Source organism: Vibrio sp. 10N.261.52.A1 (genome assembly GCF_002876325.1).
Taxonomy (GTDB): domain Bacteria; phylum Pseudomonadota; class Gammaproteobacteria; order Enterobacterales; family Vibrionaceae; genus Vibrio; species Vibrio chagasii.
Map to the genome: position 1 here is coordinate 1 of NZ_MCYD01001351.1, position 4722 is coordinate 4722.

Sequence of the window (4722 nt, forward strand, 5' to 3'; positions counted from 1 at the left end):
CTCTCGTTTCGACAAAATATAAACTACGCCTAAAATTATGTGATCAAAACGACAAATATCGACATCAATAATTTCATTTTTGAAATAGGTGCTTTTCATTTATGAAAGTAATAATTCTGTCACTTTAATCATGAATATTTCAGATGCTTTATTGATAACTTGAAGTATTAAGAATTTCCTGAATAACTCAGGGTCACGCTAAGTGAGATTAAGGTGGTTAATTTATACTTTTCATGTACTTATAGGTTGTTATCTAGAAGGATAAGAGTCGGGCGATAGATGTGTGATTTCATCGCTATTTAGTTATTTATAACGAGCAGCGTGCGTTTATTAACGCAGAAGTATATATTTTTTATCTATTACTCATGAAGCGTGGAAAAACTGTGTCACATCAATGGTTATCCACGTTTTTGCTACTCATTGAGGTATTTATGACGTTTAAATCTTACTTCAGAGCCCGTTGATTGTGGTTGTTGCGACTAGATAAAGCGTATTCTGAAGTAACAAATGGCAGTAACGCACTGCCACTTGCTAAATTTTGCTTATGGCGCTTCATAACTCAGATATTGAATACACAAATCATGAAAAGCTTGCGCTTGGGGTGAGATAGTCCGGTCAGACAGTCGGAATATTCCAATTTGACGCTGTAACGGCGGGTCGATCAAAGGAATCCACACTAAACGCGTTTCATTGGTTGGGAAAGCAAGCTTAGGCAGTGTGGTTACCCCAATGCCTAATTCCAACACAGAAAATAGAGAAGTGATGTTTTCTACCGAATACAGGGCTTGCTCGCTGAGCATACGTGCAGGTGTTGGATCGAGTAGGGTACAAGTCCCGTTGCGAATGAACGGCTGTTTTAACAAAGTTTGCCATTCTATGCCCTCGGGTTGAGCGGCAATTGGGTTGTCCTTTAAGCAGACCACACCGATAGGATCGGAAAGAAGTGGAGTGAAGTCGATACTCTCTTCTTCTAAATGGGAGGTATTGCCAAGGGCGACATCCACCTCTCCAGAAAGTAACCTTGCTTCTACACCTGCCGCATTATCATCAATCAAACTCACTTCTACATTCGGGTATTGCTCACAAAAGGCCCCTAACACGCTAGGGATCAATTTGGCTGCCACCGAAGGCACGCTCGCTATTCGAACTCTTCCTTGTTGCCCAGCCGCCGCTGCACGTAAGTCGTTGTCTAATGCTTTGTAAACATTCAAGAATTGAATGATTTTCGGTAGGCATATTTCACCAAAAGGTGTCAGCGTAGATTTGTTGCCTGTTTCAAACAGTGGCTGACCAAGTATTTTCTCAAGCTCTTTTATTGAAGTAGACAGTGCTGCTTGAGAGCGATTTGCTCGGTGAGAAGCTGCTCGAAATCCACCTTCTTCGACCACTAAAACAAAATGTTTTAACTGTTGTAGCTTAATACTCATGACTCCGATCCTTCTCTAGCCCTTGCTATACCTTACTTTTTGCAAGGTGATAGATTTTATTTATCAAATGCACAAAATTTACCGTTAGATTTATCAGGCGTCAAGGTGCAGTATTTAACTATCTTGAAACATAGTTGTTACAAAGTTGGATGGAATCGTGAACGCACAAACTAAAAAACACCCAGTAAAAACCGCTCTTTTTGCTTCAAAAGCACCACTAGAGTGGGCAATCGTTAATAACGGCACTCTATACACTGCGCAGATTCCAATCGATGAAACGGGCGCAGTAGTAGAAGGCGGTATTGAAGCGCAAACGCGTCAGACTTTTAACAACCTTGTTCATACCTTGGAGTGTGCAGGCGAATCGATGGATTCTGTGCTGCAGGTTCTGATTTACGTGACTGACCGTGAATACCTGAAAACTGTAAACAGCGTATACGGAGAATACTTCAACGCACCTTATCCAAATCGTGCAGCAGTCGTTGTTGCAGGGCTAGCTAGAGAAGAGATGTTGGTTGAGTTCGTGGTTTATGCATCGGCGTCTCAACCTGAATAAATGGACTGTGAACTGAGGCAATTTGCCAATCAAAGCTGTTTGTCTACGCAGATCTTTACTGATACAAGCGAATAGTTTTACGTCTAGATACAAAATTAATACTTATTCTCTATATAAATTAACAATTTATTAATTAATCCGATGGTTGCCAGACTCAACCGCAACCTAACGTTACAAGGACAGAATGATGACTCACTTACAGAATGTTCAAGCAGAAAACGCACTTTACATTGGCGGCGAATGGCAAGCGGGTGTAAGCACCGTAGCGAACATTAACCCATCAGATATTTCTGAAAACATTGGCAACTTTGCACAAGCAAGTGCTGAACAAGTTCAACAAGCTATTTCAGCGGCGAAACACGCTCAACCAGAGTGGGAAAAAACGCCGATTGAACGCAAGCAAGCGGTGCTTCAAGCGATTGGTGATGAGCTGATTGCCCGTTGTGATGAGCTGGGCACTTTGCTATCTCGTGAAGAAGGTAAGCCTTTTGCTGAAGGTCGCGGTGAGATTTACCGTGCAGGTCAGTTCTTCCAATACTTTGCGGCTGAAGTGCTTCGCCAAATTGGTGACAACGCGGACTCAGTGCGCCCGGGTGTTTCTGTTGAAGTGACTCGCGAAGCGGTAGGCGTTATCGGCATTATCTCTCCTTGGAACTTCCCGACAGCAACAGCAGCTTGGAAAATTGCTCCAGCATTGGCTTTCGGTAACAGTGTTATCTGGAAACCAGCAAACCTAACACCAGCAAGTGCGGTTGCGCTTACTGAGATTATCCATCGCCAAGGTATCCCTGCAGGTACGTTTAACCTTGTATTGGGTAGCGGTTCAACGGTAGGTGATGCACTGATCAACTCTAAAGAAGTGAACGGTGTGAGCTTTACCGGTTCTGTTGACACGGGTCGTAAAGTGGCAGCGGCTACCGCACCAAACTTCGTTCGTTGCCAACTGGAAATGGGCAGTAAAAACGCGCTGGTTATCGCTGATGATGCAGATATCCAAACCGCAGTTGAAGCAACTATTGCCGGCTCTTTCTCTGGTGCAGGTCAAAAATGTACAGCGTCTTCTCGTCTTGTTGTTATGGATAGCATCCACGACCAGTACGTTGATGCACTGATTAAACGTATGAGCGAGCTGAAAGTGGGTCACGCATTAGAGGAAGGCGTTTTCATGGGCCCAGTTGTTGACGGAAACCAGCTTGAAGCAAACCTAGGTTGGGTTGAGAAGGCGCGTCAAAGTGGCGGTGAGCTAGCATTCGGCGGCGAACGCTTGAGCATGCAACACGAAGGCTTCTATATGTCTCCAACGTTGTTCTTGAACACTAAGAACGATTGGGAAGTGAACCAAGAGGAAGTGTTCGCACCAATGGCAAGCGTGATTCGAGTGGCTGACTTGGACGAAGCGATTGCAACAACTAACGATACTCGCTTTGGCCTAACTGGCGGCATCATCACTCAAAGCCTACGTACGAGCGCACTGTTTAAGCAACAAGCTCAAACTGGTTGTGTGATGGTTAACCTACCAACCGCTGGTACCGACTACCACGTACCGTTTGGCGGTCGTAAAGAGTCTAGCTTCGGTCCTCGTGAGCAAGGTCAATACGCAAAAGAGTTCTACACAGTAGTGAAGACGGCTTACCAGCGTCCTTACTAATCTGCTTTCTATATAAGAATTGGCCTGATTCACAGAGTCAGGCCAATATTCAAACCAAAACAGAAAACGAACTTAGATAAGTGATTTAACCCATTTTTGAAAACATGTTACTTGAGCGTGTTTTCAAAACCGAGCTAGAACACTGAGCTTTCAATAGGAGTGGTTATGTACCAGCAACGGATTGTTATAGATGGATTGCAATACTGCAATTGGAACAGAGAATATTTCCAAACACTAAAGGCAAGCGGCATTACAGCAGTTCACGCTACCGCGGTTTACCACGAGACAGCTCGTGAAACCTTATCTCGCTTTGCAGAGTGGAACTTAAGATTCGAGCAGAATGCAGACCTTATCATGCCGATTCACTCAATGGCTGATGTTGAGACTGCAAAAGCAACTGGCAAAGTCGGCATTTTCTTAGGCGCTCAGAACTGTTCTCCAATCGATGATGAGATTGGTCTTATCGAAGTGATGCGTAAGCAGGGTCTTTTGATCATGCAACTGACGTACAACAACCAAAGTTTATTGGCGACAGGTTGTTACGAGAAGAACGATACCGGTATTACTCGCTTTGGTAAGCAAGCCATCGAAGAGATGAACCGAGTGGGCATGATCATCGATATGTCTCACAGTGCCGAGCGCTCAACACTTGAAGCGATTGATTTGTCTTCGCGTCCTATTTGTATCAGCCACGCGAACCCGACGTTTGCTCATGATGCACTTCGTAACAAATCAAACGATGTGATTAAAGCGCTCACTGCACGCGGTGGCTTAATCGGATTCAGCTTATACCCATTCCACCTACCAAACGGCAGCCAATGTACCTTGGAAGACTTCTGTCAGATGGTTGCGACCACTGCTGACATGGTTGGCGTCGAACACCTTGGTATTGGTAGCGACCTATGCTTAAACCAGCCTCAAGCTGTCCTTGAATGGATGAGAAATGGTCGTTGGTCTAAAGCGATGGACTACGGCGAAGGCTCTGCGAATAACTCAGGTTGGCCTGATGCGTTGCCTTGGTTCTGTGGTAGTTCGGGTATGGAAAATATTTATAACGGATTGATGCGTCACGGTTTTAGCGAGTCTGAAGC

Annotated in this window: 4 protein-coding genes; 3 read left to right on the forward strand and 1 reads right to left on the reverse strand. The window is 44.6% G+C overall.

The genetic code is table 11. The annotated features are described in order from the left end of the window. Window positions 1-542: 542 nt before the first annotated feature. Complete coding sequence (locus BCT81_RS27650) at window positions 543-1427, reverse strand: LysR family transcriptional regulator (RefSeq protein ID WP_008217077.1); 885 nt, start codon at window positions 1425-1427, stop codon at window positions 543-545. A gap of 157 nt (window positions 1428-1584) precedes the next feature. Here BCT81_RS27650 and BCT81_RS27655 point away from each other — a divergent pair, with 157 nt between their 5' ends. From BCT81_RS27655 to BCT81_RS27665, 3 genes are all read left to right on the forward strand, one after another. Then, a complete protein-coding gene (locus BCT81_RS27655) occupies window positions 1585-1983 on the forward strand; it encodes a RidA family protein (RefSeq protein WP_004741170.1) in 399 nt (132 codons plus the stop codon). A 187-nt stretch (window positions 1984-2170) separates the two neighbouring features. Next, on the forward strand, window positions 2171-3631 hold the full coding sequence (locus BCT81_RS27660) for an aldehyde dehydrogenase family protein (RefSeq protein ID WP_102426528.1): 1461 nt from the start codon (window positions 2171-2173) through the stop codon (window positions 3629-3631). A 165-nt stretch (window positions 3632-3796) separates the two neighbouring features. After that, window positions 3797-4722: membrane dipeptidase (locus BCT81_RS27665; protein WP_102426529.1), on the forward strand; the 926-nt coding region annotated here is incomplete at its 3' end.

Bases quoted from the DNA above. Each gene is read 5' to 3' on its own strand.
- BCT81_RS27650 (WP_008217077.1), bottom strand. From the start codon at position 1,427: ATGAGTATTAAGCTACAACAGTTAAAACATTTTGTTTTAGTGGTCGAA.
- BCT81_RS27660 (WP_102426528.1), top strand. From the start codon at position 2,171: ATGACTCACTTACAGAATGTTCAAGCAGAAAACGCACTTTACATTGGC.